The following is an 18,673-nucleotide window of genomic DNA, read 5'->3' as shown; positions in this document are numbered from 1 at the left end:
CGACCATATCGTGTAGGAGCGAGCTCGCTCGCGAACAGCGGTGTTCAACAGCTCTCTCGTAGAAGCGTGCGTGCTGACGAATCGGTGTTAATCCTTCGCCGGCACGTTCGCTTCTATTGGGCGTTCGGCCTCATCGGGCGAACCTGAATAATGCGCAAGGGCAACTCGGGGGTTACATGCTGGACACTGGCGAGGATGAAGCCATCAGCGGGGTCCACCCAGTACTGATTGCGGGCCGAGTAACCCAGTTCGGGCATCTCGATGTGCTCATCGACACGCAACAACTCAATGTCACGATCGAGGATGCGCACCGTCTCCAGCCCTTGCTTCTTGAATTGGCTGATCAGCCGGGTACCCATCTGGTAACGCCCAGCGAAATCCACCTGCCGCTCGGCACGCAAGCCATCCGCAATGCGGTGCAGGCCGGTGCGGAAGGGAGACTCGCCGACAAAGCGGGTGCCGTCGAGGTTGTCATTGAACCCCACGGAGCGGATGGCCAGGCCATCCTGCATCATCAGTACCTGCTGGGTAGAGGCCAGCCAGAACTGCACGCCGTCCTGCAGGCGCACCAAGGCCATTACCGCTTCCCCAGTGGGGGCGGTGATGACGATCTGGTAGTAGGGAACGGCCTCCACCTGCTCTCGGGTCAGCTCCAGGGGCTGCGGCCCCTGGGTGGCGGCCTTGAGCGTGTCCCAACTCGCCCGCATCAGCGGGTTGCAAGCGGTCAGCAGCAGTACGGCAAGCGGCAACAAGGCCAGGCGTGCAATCTTCACGTCATGACCACTCAGTTGCTGTTGTCGCTCATGTCATCCTGAATGGCGAAGCCGGTGCGCAGCAGGTTAGCGGATGGGAACACCTGGCTGATGAAACGGTTCCAGCGGGTGACATCTGCCGGGCCTACATACACCACATCCTGCGGCTGCAGCTTGAAGTGCTCGGCCACGATAAAGGCCGACGGGGACTTGAGGTTGAGCTGGTAGACCTTGGCAACGTCCCGCTGCAGATCATCCACACCGCGGATCACATACACCTCCTTGCCGCTGGAGGTTTCCTGGCGCAGGCCGCCTACGCTGCCAAGGGCATCCGTCAGGTTCATGTTGCTGCCCTTGAAGAACAGGGGGCGGGCGCTGAGTACCTCGCCTAGCAGATAGACCTTCTTGTTGTCGTTGTAAGGCAGATGGAGTTGGTCTCCGTCCCGCAGGTAGATGTTGTGCAGAACCGAATCCTTGCGGTTCAGCGTATCGAGGTCGATCACGTACTCGCGGCCATCGCGCTTGAGCACCAGGCCGGCAATATCGGCCGTGCCAACTTGCACGCTGCCTTGGCCAACTGCATCCAGTAGGCTAAGGGGCGTATTGGTAATCGGTACGGAGCCTGTTTTGTCAAAGGCACCGGAGAGGATGACCTTCTGGCTGGCAAAGCGCAGCACGCTGACGTCCACCTGCGGCTCGGTCACCACGCTGGTTAGGCGCGAGGCGATCAGCGAGCGCAGCTCTTCAATGGTCTTGCCTGCGGCCTCGACATTGCCCACATAGGGATAGAACAGCGTGCCATCAGGGCGCACCAGACGGCCGTTGGCCTCGATTTGCTGTTGAGAGCCAGAGGGCGCGGTGAGTTCGGGATGGTCCCATACGGTGATGTAGATCAGGTCGCCGGCGCCAATCCGGTATTCGCCGGGCTGAAAGCTCAGCAGCTCAGGCGCTACCTGGGTGCCATTCATGGCGGACTCGATGGCCACCAGCTTCGGCGTGATGGGCACCAGCTCGATACGGCTGCTTTCAGGGGAGCCCTCGCGCACCAGATTGCCGGAATCCATGTGCTGGCCAGGGGAGAACATACAGCCTTGCAGGGTGAGGCCAAGCAGCATGGCCAGGGGGAGTGCGCGATTCATGTCGGGTGATCTTGTGCGTGGGGCCAAGCGATGCCAAAAGGGCAGGGCCTGACTCGGAATCCAGGGTGTGGGTTACGGCGTTGATGTCCGGGCCAACATGGGCATGTCGGTAGGCTGCATGCAGGTGCGCAAACAGTCGGGAACTGTGACGATCAACCGGGGCCGCAAGTTACAGGGCCCAATGCGAAACCTCCCAGCGGTGCTGGGAGGTTTCAAGGTGCAGCAACCAAGCGTATTGCTTAGTTGGTGGTGCCGGTAGTGCCGGTGGTGCCAGTGGTACCGGTGGTGCCGCCAGCGCCCGGGGTGCTGTCGTTACCACTGCTAGCGCCGCTGTTGGATGCAGCAACGCCAGCTGCAATGGCAGCAGCGCCAACCGCCAGGCCAGTACCCAGGGTCACGCCGCCCGCGATCGGGGTGGTCAGGGTCAGACCAGAAGTGGCGCCAGGAGTACCGGCCGCAGCTTTGCCCGCGCTGGCAGGAGTGGCGGTCTCAGCGGCCATCAGCGAGGTGCTGAAGGCGGCTGCAGTAACGAGAGTCAGAAGTTTTTTCACGTCCATGCTCCTTTTATGAGCGTGTATGTCCCTAAGGAACGGTTGGTGTCGGAGGTTATGGATAAAGTGCCAGTATTGCAAGCTGAAACTGGCGCCAGACAAGGCGGAGAGCCCTATTCAGACATGTTTGATCAGGCTCTGCCGTACCTGTCATCAAAGCGAACTATGTCGTCTTCGCCCAGATACGAGCCGGATTGCACTTCGATCAGTTCAAGTGGAATCACGCCTGGGTTTTCTAGCGCATGGACCTGCCCGATCGGTATGTAGGTGGATTGGTTCTCGGTCACCAGGTACGTCTTGTCACCATTGGTGACCTTGGCGGTACCGCTGACGACGATCCAATGCTCGGCCCGATGATGATGCATTTGCACGGATAGCTTGGCGCCGGGCTGCACCGTAATCCGCTTCACTTGGTAGCGATGGCCATTATCGATGGAGTCATACATACCCCAAGGCCGGTAGACCTCGCGGTGGTTGATGTGCTCTTCGCGCGAAGCGCTCTTTAGCTGATCAACCACCTTCTTGACGTCCTGTACGCGGTCCTTGTGCGCAACCAGCACGGCGTCCTTGGTTTCGACAATCACAATGTCTTCTACGCCGACAGTGGCAACCAAACGGCTATCGGCATGTACATAAGTGTTCCGTGAACCTTGGTCCAGCACGTCGCCTTTAAAGACGTTGCCTTGCGCATCCTTTTCGCTTACGTCCCAAAGCGCAGACCAGGAGCCGATATCGCTCCACCCGGCATCCAGAGGCACCATCACGGCATCCTGAGTCTTTTCCATCACCGCATAGTCAATGGAATCCTCAGGGCAGGCAGTAAAGGCAGCGGTATCGACTCGGGTGAAGTGCAGGTCTTGGGAGCCCCCAGCCAAAGCCGTGCGGCAGGCAGCCAGAATGTCGGGACGGAATTGCTGCAGCTCTTCCAGGTAGCGGCTCGCCCGGAACATGAACATTCCGCTATTCCAGTAGTAACTACCGGTGGCCAGGTAGTCCTGTGCAGTCGCAAGATTCGGCTTCTCGACAAAGCGGCTGACCGCAAACCCAGTGTCACCGACTTTGCACCCGCGCTCGATATAGCCGTAGCCCGTTTCCGGATGGCTGGGCACGATGCCGAAGGTGACGAGCTTACCGGCTTCAGCCAGAGACAAAGCGGCTTGGATACTGGCCTGAAAGGCCTGCACATCCTGAATCAGATGGTCCGCAGCCAGCACGAGTAAAATCGGATCAGCCGACTCTTGGCATGCTTGCAGTGCCGCCAGCGCGATAGCTGGGGCTGTATTGCGGCCTATCGGCTCTAGCAGGATCTTGGCTTGATCCATGCCCAATAACCTGAGTTGTTCTGCGGCCAGAAAACGATGCTGCTCATTGCAAATGAGCAGTGGAAGGTCACTACCCAAACCCTCGAGACGCTTGATGGTCGCTTGGAGCATTGAAAGGTCAGCGTCTGCCAGTTGAAGGAACTGTTTCGGATTGAGCTGGCGGGACAACGGCCAAAGGCGGGAGCCGGAGCCCCCAGCCATGATTACGGGAAAGAACATACAAGCGTCCTTATGTCGGTCTGTATTATATGGCATCAAAATAGACGCGGGTGTTCTCGTGGACATCGGCACTCAATCGAGCGTCGCTGGGGTGCCACCACCTATAGACGCCATGCTGCGCGGTCGGCAGCTCAAGTACTTCCATTCCCGGCAATGTCAGTTGATAGGCGAGAACCACATAGTGGGTATCAGGGCCATATCCGGCCTCTCCAAAAACGCTGTCATCATAGAAGTGCTCATATACGCCTATGGGACGTGCATTGTTTCGTTCGAACTCCCGCCCTAGTTCAAGCTTAGTTAGGCGACGGAACGCTTCATCCAGCGCTTCATTCTTGAGAATGCGCCCTCCCGGTACGAACCAGTACCCCATGGCCGGCCTATTGCGCCGCTGGCCAAGCAGTGCGTTTCCTTCCGAGTCCTTGAGAATCAAATCAATAGAAACCAGCGGCGTGCTGTTGATTACCGAACGAAATGTGTCGTTGTCGAGAAACACCTTAACTCCGAGCCTTGCTCTGATGCTCGACGAACCAGGCGTAAGCATTTTGCAAACCTACCTCAAGTGGAATACCCGCCTTCCACCCCAAGGCGTTCAATCTGGAAACGTCCATTAGCTTACGGGGCGTGCCATCTGGCTTGGAACTATCAAACGTCAGACGCCCAGCGAAACTGGTGACTTTTGCAATGGCTTCTGCCAATTCCCGAATGGTGCAATCCACGCCGGTCCCCACGTTGATATGCGAGAGCATCGGCTGCGTATTGGCTTGGTAGCCCGGGTTGTCCAATTCCATGACATGGACGCTAGCTGCCGCCATGTCGTCTACATGCAGAAACTCGCGCATCGGCTTGCCGCTACCCCAGATGACAACCTCCTCATCGCCCCGCTGGGTCGCTTCGTGGAAGCGGCGCAGCAATGCCGGGATGACATGGCTGTTTTCCGGATGGTAGTTGTCGTTCGGCCCGTAGAGATTGGTCGGCATCACGCTGCGGTAGTCACAGCCATACTGGCGGTTGTAGCTCTCGCAGAGCTTGATCCCCGCAATCTTGGCAATGGCATAGGGTTCGTTGGTCGGCTCAAGAACTCCGGTGAGGAGCGCCTCTTCGCGCATGGGCTGTTCGGCGTGCTTGGGATAGATGCACGATGAACCCAGGAACAGAAGTTTCTGTACACCCACCTGATGCGCTGAATGGATGATGTTGGCTTCGATCATCAAGTTTTCGTAGATGAACTCAGCCGGAAACGTGTTGTTGGCATGAATGCCACCTACTTTTGCCGCAGCCAGGTAGACCTGATCGATTCGTTGTGCAGCAAAAAAGGCTTGTACAGCTTTCTGATCAAGCAGGTTCAACTCATCTCGAGTTGCGGTAATGACACGGCCGTAGCCCAGAGACTGCAGCTTGCGAACGATTGCGGAACCGACCATGCCCCGATGCCCGGCAACGAAGACAGTCTGATCAAGATCACGCGCCATCATCAGTTCTCCACTGCAACCGGTACTTCGTGGCCGTGCTGCTTGAGCAGGGCGTGTCGCTGGGCAACCTTGAGGTCTTCGAGGACCATCTCGGCGCACATTTCCTGAACTGTGATTTCTGGAATCCACCCCAGCTTCTGCTTGGCCTTGGTCGGGTCGCCAAGCAAGGTTTCCACTTCAGCTGGGCGGAAGTAACGCGGATCAACACGAACAATCACGTCGCCAACATTAAGTGCGGGGGCACTGCTGCCTTCGATTCGTTCGACGACGGCAATTTCGTCAATACCCTCACCTTCGAAACGTAGGGAGACGCCAAGTTCGGCTGCCGACCAGCGAATGAATTCGCGCACGGAATACTGCACGCCGGTAGCGATCACGAAATCATCCGGCTGCTCCTGCTGCAGCATCATCCACTGCATGCGCACATAGTCCTTCGCATGTCCCCAGTCACGCAGGGCGTCCATGTTGCCCATGTACAGGCATTGCTCCAGGCCTTGGGCAATGTTCGCCAAGCCACGGGTGATCTTGCGGGTTACGAAAGTCTCGCCACGACGCGGTGACTCGTGGTTGAACAGAATGCCGTTACAGGCATACATGCCATAGGCTTCGCGGTAGTTCACCGTGATCCAGTAGGCGTACATTTTTGCGACTGCATAGGGCGAGCGGGGATAGAAAGGCGTGGTTTCTTTCTGGGGGATTTCCTGCACCAGGCCGTAAAGCTCAGAGGTCGAGGCCTGATAGAAACGAGTTTTCTTCTCGAGTCCCAGTAGGCGAATGGCTTCCAGGATTCGCAAGGTGCCCATGGCATCCACATCAGCAGTGTACTCGGGGGCTTCAAAGCTCACTGCAACGTGAGATTGAGCGCCCAGGTTGTAGACCTCGTCCGGCTGAACCTCTTGAATTATACGGGTAAGGTTGGAAGAGTCGGTGAGATCGCCGTAGTGCAGAACAAAGTTACGGTTGTCGACATGTGGGTCTTGATAAATGTGGTCCACGCGCTGGGTATTGAACGAAGATGCGCGGCGCTTGATGCCATGAACTTCATAGCCCTTTTCCAGCAGAAACTCCGCAAGGTAAGAGCCATCCTGGCCGGTGATGCCGGTGATAAGGGCTTTCTTCTTGGTCATCTATCGGTACTCATGAGATCGAAAAAATTGGATGTGGAGTGAGCTGTTAGTTTCAACGGCTGAGGAGTTGCCGTCCCGCGTAGAAAATGAAAAGTGTGTTGGTAACGAGATAGCGCTTCCATAAGCGTCGTGGCTCGCTGCACAGGCGATGAAGCCATTCCAGGCCATTGCGCTGCATCCATAGCGGCGCACGTTTTATGGTGCCAGCGTGATAATCGAACGCAGCACCAACACCAATCATTGCGGCATTAATTAGTCCTCGGTGCTCTGCCATCCATTTTTCCTGTTTAGGGCAGCCAAGGCTGACCCAAACGGTGCCAGCGCCAGAGTCGTTGATGGCTTTTATAACTGCAGAATCTTCGTCATCTGTCAGCTGGCGATAGGGAGGGGAGTAAGCCCCTGCGATCTTCAGTCCCGGAAACTCACTAAGTAGCTTCTTCTGAAGGATTTCCAAGGTATTCGGCATACCGCCATACAAGTATATGGACTCTTCACGCTGGGCCGCTTCGGCACAATAGCGCCACATCAGATCGGGCCCGTTGATACGTTCTTGGCTAGCAACGCCAAGGCGACGCATCATCCAAGCCACAGGAGCACCGTCGGGGGTGGCCATGTCGGCTTCGCGAACCACCTTTCCAAAGATTGTGTCCTTGCGGGCGGTGACCACCGAATGGGCATTGCAGATGCACACGTATCGGCTTTCCCGTGCTGCCGCCCAGCCTTCAATTCGCTGGAGCGCCGTTCTCCAGCCCAAAGAGTCGATCGGCGCCCCAATAACTGAAGCCAAAGCGCGATTGGCAGCACGTGGTTGATTATTCATTGCGAGAAACCTCGATAGCTTTCCGGTATATATCCATCAAAGTGGCGTAGTTAGCTTCTTCGGTATACTTGCTTTCAAATTCCAATCGTGCACTTCTTCCAAGTTTGGCTAGATAACCCTTGTTTTCCCACGCGTTGCGAACTTCCTGAAGTAGCGACTGAGGGTTTGCAGGTTCAAAGACGATACCGCTTTTGCCATTCTCGACAATTGATGGAAGGGGGCCTAGGTTAGAAACTGCAACCGGCGTGCCGAATGCGAAAGCTTCACGTACAACCATTGGGAATCCTTCAAAACACTCAGAGGGCAGCACTAGTAGTTGTGCATTTGCTATCTGTGCTTGTGCTTCTTCGGAGCTAACTTTACCAAGGAATTTTACGGGCAAACCGGATGCCATTATTTCCAATTCTGGTTGCAATGCTCCTCCGCCGACTAATCTGAGTTCGGGGGCGTTCGCCCCCCAGTTCTTCCACGCACGTAAGAGATTGACTACTCCTTTCTCCGCAGTTAGTCGTCCGGCAAATACCACATAAGGTTTGCGATTGGGCCAATTTACCACTTCAGGATTTCCTGGATAGAAATTTGGCTTGACGTGTACTTTGTGTGCCGGTAGGCCTGCGTCAATCATTAGGTTGCGCTGAAAGTCACTGAGGACAATAAAAGCATCCACTTGATTCGACCAAGTATTTAGTGCGCGATGCAGTCCAACACTCAGGGCAAGTGGTACTGTTGCAACTCGACTCTCTCTGTAACACCCATGTATCAGTGAAGGTAATGAGGATCGCTTGTCAAGGCAGTCGGTGCAGGGCTTCCCATTTTTCATTGGAATAGCTGCAGGGCAGTAAATTCGGTAATTGTGCAGCGTAATGACGCGCGTAACTTTTCTCTTTGCCGCATGGAAAACGGATGGCGATAGCAAGGGGAATGTGTTGTGGATGTGTATTATGTCGGGACTTGTATCCTTGATTTTTTTCAAGGTTTTGCGGGCGGCGAACGGATTCCATGGGGTAAGAATTGCTGCGACAAAAGTACCAATTATGCCTTTAGCACGTATGTCGTCACTGTGGCGCGTCAGAGAGTGGACATCGTGTCCATTTTTCTTGATTAATTCCCTTTCACATTCGAATACTTGGTTCTCCCCGGACGGAACTAAAGACGAATAGTAGTTGTGGGATAAAAGTATCTTCATTTTCAGTTTTTGGTTGTATTCTAATAAGTTTTTCGTGATTTTATTAACGTGGCGCTAAATGCTGAATTTGTTTTTGTGGTTTCTGAAATTATTACTAAAACATACCAGACTAATGAGTAGACGAGGACGTTATCAAAGAAAAGTGTGATATTAAGGAACAGCAAGCAGGAACAGGTTATTTTGTAATGCTCTTCTAGGTCTTTGTTTTTGAGCATTTTTGATGGCGGGTAAATAGTTGCTATGGTTAATAATGATAGGGCCAGACCAATTTCAATGTATAGCCTCAAAACCTCGTTGTGTATCAATATCTTTTCGATTTCTTCAAAGTTCTGGAAATCTAGTATGCTCGATAGGTGTATGTAGGTGCTGCCGATCCCACTTCCAACAATTAAGTTTGACCAGGAGGTTAGTTCAAGGCCTGCTTGGTAAAGCGCGCTTCTTCCCATGGTCAAGGCATTTGCGCTAAGCCCGAAGTTTTCTTGGGTGAAGTTTGAGAAGGGATCGCTGGTGATGAAAATTGAAAAATATAGCCATGCTAGATTCAGTGAAATAACAAACGGCCGATTGAAAACAAGTTTTTGAAATTTTAAGGGGGATAAATAAATTATAAATATTGCAAGTAGCGCAACGAATGCTGCTCTTTTGGATGTGAATATTACTCCAATAAGTGCGGCTACTAATAGGAGTCTCTGTTTTGTCCAAAGGAAATATATGGAAAATAGGCTAAAAATATAGCACGCGATGCTAAATTTTAAGCTTGAACTCGACGAGCTTACGTAACTTGTCTTTTCCTGGAGCGTTACGGAACTTAGTCCGTGAGTTAGTATTTGGCCGGCAGCCCAAAGGGTAGCGCATAGGCAGAAGTAGTAAAAAAATTTCTCGATGGGTATTTGTATGTTTTTGCAGCTTATGGAGAATGCTGCAATGCAAAAATAAATGAACAGATCTATTGCGGTGTATGTGCTTCTGGTGAAAATTATAGAAAAAAGTGATAGTACTGATAAAAGCAAGAATGCTCTAGAGACTCCAGAACCGAGTATGGATATATTCCTTCCATTTGAAAGTTGCGAGTAAATTACTAGGAGAGAGCATGGGAGCGTGGCGTACTTTAGGTAATTTAATGCTGGAAATAAACTGTAGAGCAATGACGCGAAAGATATGCAAAGGAAAAATAAAATAATACCCTTGTTAACGTTTCTCTTCGGGGGGGCGAGTGGGTATTCCTGGCTTCTAGTTGTCATGCCTTCTTACGTTTCATGTCCAGTGAGTGTTTGAGAGGATTTTTTATTCTCCTCAAATCATTGATTTAAACTTTTTGTCAAAAATGATGGTGTAATGGATGGGGGTTAAGGTCGCTATATAAATAGATTATCAAGTTGATCTTGACAGTTTTTTCAAAAGGGTCGCATATGCGGTAATGGCGTCATTAAAACTGGTTGTCATCATGGATGGTTTTTCAGAAAGGATTCCATTTCGGTCTATTGTATGGCACTTGGATATCCACGAATTTATGGCTGAAATAGTCTGTTGAGGGGAGTCTGGATTTACTATTGATCCATTGACGCCTTCTTGGATCAGAGTTTTTGCCCCTGCATTTTGTGTGCAAACAACAGGGAGTCCTGCGATTAGGGCTTCATTAACTACAGCGCCAAAAGCTTCAAAGTCGGAGAGGAGAATAAAAACGCTACCTAGAACGTACCAGCAAAGTAGCTCTTTCCCCTCCTTTCTCCCTGTAAATATTACTTTTGATTGTACATTAAGGGCCGTAGCGAGCTCTTTTAAGTTGTCCGTATCGGGGCCATCACCAACAATCACCAAGATAATATCGTCACGAAGCTCAGAGAGCTCTGAGAAATAAGTAATTACTCGATCTGCTCTTTTTTCAGGGGAAAGCCTTCCCACATAAAGTAGTATTTTTTTATTGTAAAGAGTATGGCTTTTGGCTAGCTCGATGGCGTCACTTTTAGCAGCGGCTAGGCAGGCTCTAAATTTTAGTTCTTCTTGTAGTATCGGAACAATTGCGGTTGGTATCTCTGATTGCCTGTAAATGGATGCTGCATCCAATGACGTAAGAACTAGTCCGTCTGACAGCGGGGAAACTATTGATCGTATGATTCTTCTGGATCTCGATTCGCGTTTTATAAAGTTTGGATTGTCATCCGTCCAAACGACGTGCTTGAAGTTTTTATGGGTAGCTTTGCGCAGTGCTGTGATTATCGTAGTTGGAGAAAATTCGGGTGTTATTACAATGTCTGGTTTAAATTCTTCAATCTCTGAAGAGATTCCGATCCTAAAATTTTTGTTTAATATTCTGAAGCCTTTGGTGAGATGGGTGAAATCGGCTTTGAGTTCTGCGGTGAGTTTTTTTTGGTCAAATGATTGGCTTATTAAATTTTTCTGTAAGAATATTATTTTAAGCTCAAAGAGTTCGGATAGACGATTGAATAAGTCAAGCCTGTATGGGGCCAGTGCGGGGTGGAAAATTAGAACTCGCAGCATCTATTTCTCGTCTCGGTTAAATCCCAAGTTTTAATCTTGGAGACTGTCTTTTTAAGGTGGCTGTGAGAAGTATGCATAGTAGTAGTTCGGTTGATATCAGTGCGATCAATGCTCCTTCTCCGCCGAGGTGCAAGCTCAGAGTGGTGCTAGCAATTATCGCAAAAACGGCAGAAATTAAGTTGCATTTAAATATTTCTTTAAAGTTCTCAGTAACTTCCAGTGTGATTGATAATCCATTTCGTACGGAGAGTAAGATAGTGTTTGCGCACCACAAGAAAATGAGGTTGTCGATGTCGGGATATTTGCCGTCAGTTATTATCGGAAGTGCCCATGGAAGTAGTGGGAGTAAAGTTGCTGCGTATATGAGGCAGATGGCTAGTAGCGTAAGTGTTGTGAGGGTGGATATTCTAAGTAGACGAGATGGGTTAGTAGTTCGAAGCTGAGCAAGTCGAGGTGTGACTATTTGAGACAGTGGAGGAATAAGCAGGATTGCAGGCGTTACGAATGTCCTGGCAGCATTAATCTCTGCTAAGGCGACAAATCCTAAGATGGGGGCTGAAATAAAATTGTGTGCCTGGGTCCTGAGGTTATAGGTGATGTTTGTCATTAAGTTCCACTTGCCACCACCCCAAGAGCGGATGAATGAGTCTTTTAATCCTGCTGTTGTGATGCTGCTAATTTTTGGAAGCTTTAGGAGTAAATAGGTTGTTAGGAGCCCAGTAAATTGGCTGGCGGCGTATATTAAAAGAGAGGTCTCGTCCGTAAGCCTTTGGTTCAGTATATTTGTGAGGAAGAAACCAAGAAAAATAGTAACGGAGCTAATCGTCGTACTTGTTAAAACTACACTTTCTTTTCTTTCCGAAAATGCTAAGCGCGATAGCAGGTCACGTAATCCGTAAAAGGCAGAAGAAAGGGCGACTGCTAAATAGATTTCAGTAGCAGGGAGGTATGCTTCGAGGGTCCAACTAGCTGCTAGTCCGATCAAAACTATTAGTCCTCCGATAGCTCCGGAGATCACTAATTGATTTAAGGTATAAGCTTTTCTCTGGTCTACCGGTAGCCTTGGTAGGTTGATAGCAAGAGGAACGGAAAAAAGGGAAACGGTACATCCGGATATAAGAAGGATTGTGGCAAATCCTAAGCTGTAGGTACCAAACTCAAGTTTTTCCAGTTCTCTAAGTAGATAGAGCAGGATTCCGAAGTTAGAAGCGCTACTGATGATTTGATTTGCTAGGCTTATTGAAAGCGACTTTGAAAATCCCCTTACCTTAATAAAGAATTCGCCGGCTCTAGTCGAAGTTGGGGCTGGGTTCGCCATTTTTGGATCAGCTAATAGAAAGTAGGGTGGTTATCGAGTCGCAGGCCGAGCTGCCGATTGGCTTGTTATAATTCACGCTTCCTTGCTCGAAATTTATGTCTGATTTGCATGCTTGAAAGAAAATATCAAAATCATCTATTTTTGATATTTTGAATGATTTGAAGTTTTCTTCAAAATTTAGCTCTTCAATAATTCCTCTTTTGTATTCGGTGATGGAATTGACGGTTATTCCTATGGGGCGATTGGTTAGTTGGTAGTCTATCAGTACGGAGGAAATGTCAGATATTAGGCCAGATGAAACAGAGAGAAAATCGTATAGGTCGAGGTTGAGGTCCTCCCAACTGTTTGACGTGAATATATGGATGTTGCTGAATTTTTCGTACTCAAACTCTCTGTTTAGGCTGTCCATTGGGTGGAGTTTTATAATTAGGTGGATTTCTCTCGCCTTGGCTAATTGGTTTATTTCGTCAAGGATGCGAGGTTCCCACTCGTCAAGGAAGCTGCTGGTTTTTGAATCTTGTCGAATATCTCCGATAACTGACTTTCTATAAGTCGGTAGCCACGCTACAAATTTATTTCCTTCCCAGAACGAAAATTTCTCGGCGATCAATTTCCTGTCAGTGTTTGCTGATGCGGCGAGTACGTCATTTCTTGGAAGTCCTAAATGGAATATTTTTTCACTTGAAACACCAAAGGCCGCGCTCAAAATTTTCGAGAAGAGTGGTGACGTGCTTACAAGAATGTCGGAGTAACAAATATCATCAGGTGATTTGTTATCTAGCAGTCCTATATTTTTTAACGGCATTCCGTGCCATAGATTTATTAAAGTTGTGTCGGATTTTTTTCTAATAAATGAATATGTCCCGTGGGTGTGGAATGTGTGCTTGGATGTAGCGAAGTGGTAGATTCCCAATAGGGAGTTTTTTTTTGCTATGGTGACTTTGTTGCTATTTTTTTTGCTTACTAGGTTTATCTTATTTTTGAGCTTTGTAGAGGGAGGTTCGTTTGTAAGCCAGACAAAATGATGGCCTTCCAGCCTCTTGGCCATGTGGCGATAAAGGTGCCAACTGTTGTCTGAGGCATCAGGAAAGCTGAAGAATGAGATTTTCTTCGCTTTTCTCTTTACTAATGGTGAGACCAGCTTGTAGATAGTGGATACTGCGCTGGTAATATTTTTTTTCATGGGGTTTGGTCGGGGTGTTGGTTAATCTAGTTGTTCGACTATAGACGACATTATGTCAAGGGCGCGCTTGAGCTCATTTATATTTACTTTGTCTATAGGGTGTAGGGATTTCTTGATTTCGGTGCTGGATATTCCTTCGGTGCGTGGCAGGTATACTACTTTGCAGTACTTATTTAAGTCGTCAAATTTCCCTTCCCAATCGCTGCCCATGCCAAATACGGAAATATTGTTTGATATGATGTCTGCTTCTTTTTGGTCCCAGGAGTCTTCGGCTATTACTGCGTCCACACATTTTATATTGCTGACGATTTTAATTCTGTCTTCAAATTTTATAATTGTTTTCTTTCCTTTTGACGCATTGAATTCGTCAGTTGAGACTGCGACAGTTAGATGGTCTCCAAGGTTTTTGAGTCGTTGGAGAAGTTTGAGATGCCCGGTGTGGAAAAGATCAAATGTTCCGTAGGTGATAATCTTTTTCATGGAGATTTAAAGTATTTCTTTGATATGATGCGGGGTTGTGATTGCTTTTCAAGCTTTTTTATTGAGTTAAAGTTATTTTGGCATGTGGCGGTGAGTTGCATGGTTTTATTGATTCTGGAAAATTAACTAACTTCCTGTCCCGTCAATTGCTCTAAAGAGTCCCGGTAGGCTGTCCCCCCCCTTGGGGTGCATATGTTTGCAGTGGCGTTGCGCTGCCGGTAGCGAGTCTTGAGTTGTTGGCTTAGTGCTTCTTTAGCGGGTGTCTCTCCGTGGACCAACCGAATCTCACTCGGCCAATGCCGCATGCGAGTCACGAAGTTCACCAGCCCTTTCTGGTCCGCATGGGCGGAGTAGCCGCCCACGGTGTGAATGCCGGCATGGATATCGAAGCGTTCTCCATCGAGGTCGACATAACCCCCTTTAGTGCCGTGCTTCTGGATCAGTTGGCCGGGTGTGCCGTTTGCCTGGTAACCCACGAACAGCACGTTGTGGCGTTTGTCGCCCAGCATGGCTTTCAGGTAGTTGACGATTCGGCCTCCGCTGCACATGCCGTTACCCGCAATCACGATGGCGGGGCGGGCGGTGCTAGTGAGGTGACGCACCATGCGCAGGTGGGTGTCGTGGCTCTCAATCGTCAACAGTTGTTCGAAGCCCAGTGGTTTGCGCCCGACTTTGATGCGCTTTTGCGCTTCGGCGTCCCAGAAGTGCTGGAGGTCGCGGTAGGCGTGAGTGAAGCGGGTGGCCAGCGGGGAGTCGAGGATGATGGGGAGGGTGGGCCAGTGGGGTTCTGGGCTGTCCTCCGGAGTGTTTTTGCTGCCGGTGGTTTCCCTCACCCCCGGCCCCTCTCCCGGAGGGAGAGGGGAGGAAGCTCTCTCCGAGGGAGAGGGGAGTAAGTTTGCGTGGTGGATGATGTCTTCGAGTTCGTAGAGCAGTTCCTGGGTGCGGCCGATGCTGAAGGCGGGGATCAGTACGGTGCCGTTGTCGGCCAGGGCCTGTTCGACGATGGCTTTGAGGCGCATTTTGCGTGTGCGGCGGTCTTCATGAAGGCGGTCGCCGTAGGTGCTTTCAAGCACCAGGATGTCGGCCTTCCAGGGTGATTTTGGCGCCGGCAGCAGAGGCGTATGGGTAGCACCCAGGTCGCCGGAGAATACAACGCGCTTCTGTTCGCCACGCTTGGGATAGCGCACATCGCACTCGATGTAGGCCGAACCCAGGATATGACCTGCCCGCTGCAGGCGGATACGCGCTTGCAGGTCGGGGGTGTCGATCAGGCTGTGCCAGGTGCGGAAGGGAAGCGGCATTACGCGTTGCTGTATCAGTTTGAGGTACTTCTGCAGTTGCTCCCGGTCGCGCCCGAAGGTGAACTGGAAGGCGTCCTCCAGTACCAGCGGAAGCAGCTGCGCGGAAGGCTGGCTGCAGATAATCGGGCCTTTGTAGCCAGCGGCGAGCAGGTAAGGCAGCCGACCGACATGGTCCATGTGTACGTGGGTGAGCAGCAGCGCCCTGAGGGTGCTGATGTCGAAATCGATATCGAGGTTGTTTGCGCTTGCCCGGCCTTCGGCAGAGGTTTCGGCGCCCTGGAACAGGCCGCAATCCACCAGCAGGCTGTGTTGTTCGTCCATTAGTAACTGATGGCACGAACCGGTTACGCCGGTTACGGCACCGTGATGATGGATGTCTGGGTAGCGCATGGGGCATTAGTCCTTTTCGGTCGAGCTGTAGCCGCTCCGTCCTGGAGCGGGTGTTGCGTGAGGCGATATAGGAAGAGCTTCGCGAGCGAGCTCGATCCTACAAAGAGCTGGGCGTTGCGTGACGCGATAGAAAGAGCTTCGCGAGCAAGCTCGCTCCTACGAAAGCGGAGCGGGGGCGCCGGGCCTGATTTAGTAGATATCTTTGCCGAGCAGGGTGAACGGCGTTTTGATCAGGATCTTGATATCCAGCCAGATCGACCAGTTGTTGATGTAGGCCAGGTCCAGTTCCACGCGTCTTGCCATCTTGTCCAGCGTCTCGGTCTCGCCACGGCAGCCGCTGATTTGCGCCAGGCCGGTAATGCCGGGCTTGATGCGGTGTCGGGCCATGTAGGCGTCGATCTTGCCGGTGTAGTAGTCGTTGTGGGCAACGGCATGGGGGCGCGGGCCCACGAGGGACATGCGACCTTGCAGGACGTTGAACAGCTGCGGCAGTTCGTCGATTGAGGTGCGGCGAATGAAGCGGCCCACGCGGGTAATGCGTGGGTCTTCACGGGTGGCCTGCTTGACTTGCGTATCGGCATGCATACGCATGGAGCGGAACTTCCACACCTTGATTACCTTGCCGTTCCAGCCATGGCGCTTCTGCTTGAACAGGGCAGGGCCCGGGGAAGAGAGCTTTACCGCCAGCGCTGTGCCCAGCAACAGCGGGCTTAGCAGCAGTATGGCCAGCAGGGCGACACTGCGGTCCAGCGCGGCTTTTGTCAGTGCGGCAGTGGGGTAGCTGGTGAGTGGGCTTTCATTGAGGTTGATCGCCGCCAGGCCGTCGATATCGGACACCGAATGATTGAGCAGCTTCAGGCTCTGCAGGTCCGGGATCCATACCACGTCGACGTTGGCATCGAGCAGGTCGATGTAGAGGCCTTCGATTTGCTCGGCGGCGGAGACGGGCAGGGCGATATAGAGCCGGCGGATCCGGTGTTCGCAAATCAGCTCGCGCAGATGACTGAGGTTGCCGATGAGGGGGTACAGGCCATCGTCCGGGTGAGGATGGTCGTCGGCGGCCACCAGGCCCACCAGGGGCTCACTGCGCTTGCGCACCAGTTTGTCGGCCAGCTCCTGGGCAAGGTCGCCGGTGCCGATGATGAGTGATGTGCGCGCGGACTGAAGCTTGTTGTGATAGCGGCGGGAGAAGGCGTGCAGCGGCAGGAACAGGCAGGCCTGGATGACGTAGCCGGAGCAGGCCCAGATGATGATGACCTCTCGCGAGAAGAGTTCGCTGGTCTTGGTCAGGAAGGCCATGACCGTCAGGCCGGAAAGCAATACTAGCCAGCCTGCCAGCAGCCTGCCTGCACCCACCAGATAGCCATGATGCTTGTGGTACACCCGCAGCAGCGAATAGGCCGGCACGGAGCCCAGCAGGGTGAAAAGGGCAAGGATGCGGTACTGGGTTTCGAACTCCCCCGTCTTACCCACGGCCAGCGCGCAGAGCAGCAAGGTCAGCATGCCCATTGCGGCGGCCCATTGGCCCCAGAACGTCAGGCCACGGCCTTCCGGTACGGGATTTTCACGCTTGCCGATCAGGTTGATATGGCTGGTGCGTGCGCTGTTGGCGCCACGGTGAACCTTGGCGGCACGCTCGAACACGCCTGTGCTGGCGCGATGCGTGGCATGGCCCTTGGCCTTTGCAGGGGCTGCCTCAAAGTGATTGGGCACGATTGAAACCTGTCCTGATGGTAATGCTACGGTCGGGAAGCTCGCCTGCGTTCCTGCGGCGGGCCATGGGCTACTGTCCTGCGGATTCCGCTGTGTCTTCCTTGATGATCCAGAGGCTGTCTGGATTCCTCGGGGCTTGTGGCCCCTGCCCTGTTTACCGGGGGGTCGGTTTTGCCCGATCGTGCTTTTGGCACGCTACCGCCCCAGGGTTAATCGTTGATTCCCCGAGAACGATCGCTATAAGCGATGGCTGGCCTCGGGCAGGGCCCGAAGCGGCAGTAGTCTGGCGTGGTTGTAAGCGCGTGTGCCGAGTCTGTGCTGGCTTGCGCTTTTACAGGAGGGGGTGTCGTCCCTGAGGGCTTGAACTGCTTATAAGCAATCTGCCTACTTCCTGAATCGGAATATTTCCGACGCCGCATTTTACGTATTCACGCAGGATTGTGAAGCTCATCACCTTGGACCGCTCGTCGCAAAGTGAATTCTGACTTGCCTGTCGTTTCGAAATGTGTCCGAACAGCCTGATGACTCGGTAGGAGCAAGCCTGCTCTGGGCTGCGGCTTCTGAGGCCATGCTTCAGATACTGGAAATTGCACGGAAATTCTGAAGGAGGGGAATGCTCGTGGTGGCTAATTCGACGGGCGGCAGGAACTAAAGCTTATCGACGCTGTTTCGCGGGACGCTGAGTGTGTGTTCGCGCTGCAGAAGTTGCAGGAGGATGAGTACGCGCTCTGTTCCATCCCTGGCCAGGAAGATGGCTTCCATCTCCTGCAGGCAGGCGCTTTTCAGGCGAATGCGGTCGCCAGGGCTCAGGCATGGCTCTTGCGGTTGTGGGGAGGCCAGGCGTTGCTGCAATTGCTCGATCAGCTCGTCGGCGATGGCAACTGGCTGGTCACCGAAGCACACCAGCTGGCTGACGCCACGAGTCGAGCGAATGGGGTGCCAGTTGTCGTTGATCTGGTCGAGTTGGATGAACAGGTAGCCGGGGAACAGCGACTCGACGCTCTCCCGCTTTTGGCCGCCACGCAGGCGCGTGACGCAGTGGGTTGGGCGATAGCACCGGAAGGCTTGGCGTACCAAGTGTTCTTCTGCCCTAGCGTCCTGCTTTGGCTTGCACTGGATCAGGTACCAGCGCGGTGGTGCAGGCTTACCTGCCATGCGGGGCACCTCAGTTGTCGGTCTGTGCCTGGCGACCGGACTTGCTCTC

General features: G+C 52.4%; 17 protein-coding genes. All 17 read right to left on the bottom strand.

Annotated features, from left to right (window positions below; translation table 11 throughout):
- Positions 1–113: 113 nt before the first annotated feature.
- On the bottom strand, positions 114–773 hold the full coding sequence (locus tag MnOB_RS11300; RefSeq protein ID WP_077524319.1) for a YjbF family lipoprotein: 660 nt from the start codon (positions 771–773) through the stop codon (positions 114–116).
- Positions 774–784: 11 nt separating this feature from the next.
- Complete coding sequence (locus tag MnOB_RS11295; RefSeq protein ID WP_077524318.1) at positions 785–1,891, bottom strand: polysaccharide biosynthesis/export family protein; 1,107 nt, start codon at positions 1,889–1,891, stop codon at positions 785–787.
- A gap of 239 nt (positions 1,892–2,130) precedes the next feature.
- Positions 2,131–2,442 (bottom strand): hypothetical protein, encoded by a 312-nt coding sequence (locus tag MnOB_RS11290; RefSeq protein WP_107504063.1) that lies wholly within the window; start codon positions 2,440–2,442, stop codon positions 2,131–2,133.
- 131 nt (positions 2,443–2,573) lie between these two features.
- The gene (locus MnOB_RS11285) at positions 2,574–3,983 is read right to left on the bottom strand and encodes a mannose-1-phosphate guanylyltransferase/mannose-6-phosphate isomerase (protein WP_077524316.1); all 1,410 of its coding nucleotides are present in this window, start codon (positions 3,981–3,983) and stop codon (positions 2,574–2,576) included.
- Between the two features lie 25 nt (positions 3,984–4,008).
- Positions 4,009–4,476 (bottom strand): GDP-mannose mannosyl hydrolase, encoded by a 468-nt coding sequence (locus MnOB_RS11280; RefSeq protein ID WP_077524315.1) that lies wholly within the window; start codon positions 4,474–4,476, stop codon positions 4,009–4,011.
- Between the two features lies 1 nt (position 4,477).
- Complete coding sequence (gene fcl, locus MnOB_RS11275) at positions 4,478–5,452, bottom strand: GDP-L-fucose synthase (RefSeq protein WP_077524345.1); 975 nt, start codon at positions 5,450–5,452, stop codon at positions 4,478–4,480.
- A gap of 2 nt (positions 5,453–5,454) precedes the next feature.
- On the bottom strand, positions 5,455–6,579 hold the full coding sequence (gmd, locus tag MnOB_RS11270) for a GDP-mannose 4,6-dehydratase (protein WP_077524314.1): 1,125 nt from the start codon (positions 6,577–6,579) through the stop codon (positions 5,455–5,457).
- A gap of 52 nt (positions 6,580–6,631) precedes the next feature.
- Complete coding sequence (locus MnOB_RS11265) at positions 6,632–7,399, bottom strand: WecB/TagA/CpsF family glycosyltransferase (protein ID WP_077524313.1); 768 nt, start codon at positions 7,397–7,399, stop codon at positions 6,632–6,634.
- Complete coding sequence (locus MnOB_RS11260) at positions 7,392–8,585, bottom strand: glycosyltransferase family 4 protein (RefSeq protein WP_077524312.1); 1,194 nt, start codon at positions 8,583–8,585, stop codon at positions 7,392–7,394. Before MnOB_RS11260 ends, MnOB_RS11265 begins: the two co-directional genes overlap by 8 nt.
- A 20-nt stretch (positions 8,586–8,605) precedes the next feature.
- Positions 8,606–9,826, bottom strand: a complete 1,221-nt coding sequence (locus MnOB_RS28820; protein ID WP_158713795.1) for an O-antigen ligase family protein — start codon at positions 9,824–9,826, stop codon at positions 8,606–8,608.
- A 130-nt stretch (positions 9,827–9,956) separates the two neighbouring features.
- Positions 9,957–11,084 carry a glycosyltransferase gene (locus tag MnOB_RS11255; protein WP_077524311.1) on the bottom strand — a complete coding sequence of 376 codons (1,128 nt, stop codon included), beginning with the start codon at positions 11,082–11,084 and terminating at the stop codon, positions 9,957–9,959.
- Between the two features lie 16 nt (positions 11,085–11,100).
- A complete protein-coding gene (locus tag MnOB_RS28815) occupies positions 11,101–12,402 on the bottom strand; it encodes a lipopolysaccharide biosynthesis protein (RefSeq protein ID WP_158713794.1) in 1,302 nt (433 codons plus the stop codon).
- Between the two features lie 7 nt (positions 12,403–12,409).
- Positions 12,410–13,585, bottom strand: coding sequence for a CDP-glycerol glycerophosphotransferase family protein (locus MnOB_RS11250; RefSeq protein ID WP_077524310.1), 1,176 nt, complete (start codon positions 13,583–13,585; stop codon positions 12,410–12,412).
- A 21-nt stretch (positions 13,586–13,606) separates the two neighbouring features.
- Positions 13,607–14,065 carry an adenylyltransferase/cytidyltransferase family protein gene (locus MnOB_RS11245; protein ID WP_077524309.1) on the bottom strand — a complete coding sequence of 153 codons (459 nt, stop codon included), beginning with the start codon at positions 14,063–14,065 and terminating at the stop codon, positions 13,607–13,609.
- 122 nt (positions 14,066–14,187) lie between these two features.
- On the bottom strand, positions 14,188–15,756 hold the full coding sequence (locus tag MnOB_RS11240; protein WP_077524308.1) for an MBL fold metallo-hydrolase RNA specificity domain-containing protein: 1,569 nt from the start codon (positions 15,754–15,756) through the stop codon (positions 14,188–14,190).
- A 189-nt stretch (positions 15,757–15,945) separates the two neighbouring features.
- Positions 15,946–17,337, bottom strand: coding sequence for an undecaprenyl-phosphate glucose phosphotransferase (locus MnOB_RS11235; RefSeq protein ID WP_234358234.1), 1,392 nt, complete (start codon positions 17,335–17,337; stop codon positions 15,946–15,948).
- A gap of 780 nt (positions 17,338–18,117) precedes the next feature.
- Positions 18,118–18,624, bottom strand: a complete 507-nt coding sequence (rfaH, locus tag MnOB_RS11230; protein WP_077524307.1) for a transcription/translation regulatory transformer protein RfaH — start codon at positions 18,622–18,624, stop codon at positions 18,118–18,120.
- Positions 18,625–18,673 lie beyond the last annotated feature (49 nt).

Origin of the sequence: Metapseudomonas resinovorans (assembly GCF_002003485.1) — a bacterium.
Taxonomy (GTDB): domain Bacteria; phylum Pseudomonadota; class Gammaproteobacteria; order Pseudomonadales; family Pseudomonadaceae; genus Metapseudomonas; species Metapseudomonas resinovorans_D.
The sequence above is the reverse complement of the archived record's forward strand: the minus strand, read 5'-3'. Positions and strand labels throughout refer to the sequence as shown.

Bases quoted from the DNA above. Each gene is read 5' to 3' on its own strand.
- MnOB_RS11295 (WP_077524318.1), bottom strand. From the start codon at position 1,891: ATGAATCGCGCACTCCCCCTGGCCATGCTGCTTGGCCTCACCCTGCAA.
- MnOB_RS28820 (WP_158713795.1), bottom strand. From the start codon at position 9,826: ATGACAACTAGAAGCCAGGAATACCCACTCGCCCCCCCGAAGAGAAAC.
- MnOB_RS11260 (WP_077524312.1), bottom strand. From the start codon at position 8,585: ATGAAGATACTTTTATCCCACAACTACTATTCGTCTTTAGTTCCGTCC.
- fcl (WP_077524345.1), bottom strand. From the start codon at position 5,452: ATGGCGCGTGATCTTGATCAGACTGTCTTCGTTGCCGGGCATCGGGGC.
- MnOB_RS11285 (WP_077524316.1), bottom strand. From the start codon at position 3,983: ATGTTCTTTCCCGTAATCATGGCTGGGGGCTCCGGCTCCCGCCTTTGG.
- MnOB_RS11240 (WP_077524308.1), bottom strand. From the start codon at position 15,756: ATGCGCTACCCAGACATCCATCATCACGGTGCCGTAACCGGCGTAACC.
- MnOB_RS28815 (WP_158713794.1), bottom strand. From the start codon at position 12,402: ATGGCGAACCCAGCCCCAACTTCGACTAGAGCCGGCGAATTCTTTATT.
- gmd (WP_077524314.1), bottom strand. From the start codon at position 6,579: ATGACCAAGAAGAAAGCCCTTATCACCGGCATCACCGGCCAGGATGGC.
- rfaH (WP_077524307.1), bottom strand. From the start codon at position 18,624: ATGGCAGGTAAGCCTGCACCACCGCGCTGGTACCTGATCCAGTGCAAG.
- MnOB_RS11265 (WP_077524313.1), bottom strand. From the start codon at position 7,399: ATGAATAATCAACCACGTGCTGCCAATCGCGCTTTGGCTTCAGTTATT.
- MnOB_RS11250 (WP_077524310.1), bottom strand. From the start codon at position 13,585: ATGAAAAAAAATATTACCAGCGCAGTATCCACTATCTACAAGCTGGTC.
- MnOB_RS11245 (WP_077524309.1), bottom strand. From the start codon at position 14,065: ATGAAAAAGATTATCACCTACGGAACATTTGATCTTTTCCACACCGGG.
- MnOB_RS11255 (WP_077524311.1), bottom strand. From the start codon at position 11,084: ATGCTGCGAGTTCTAATTTTCCACCCCGCACTGGCCCCATACAGGCTT.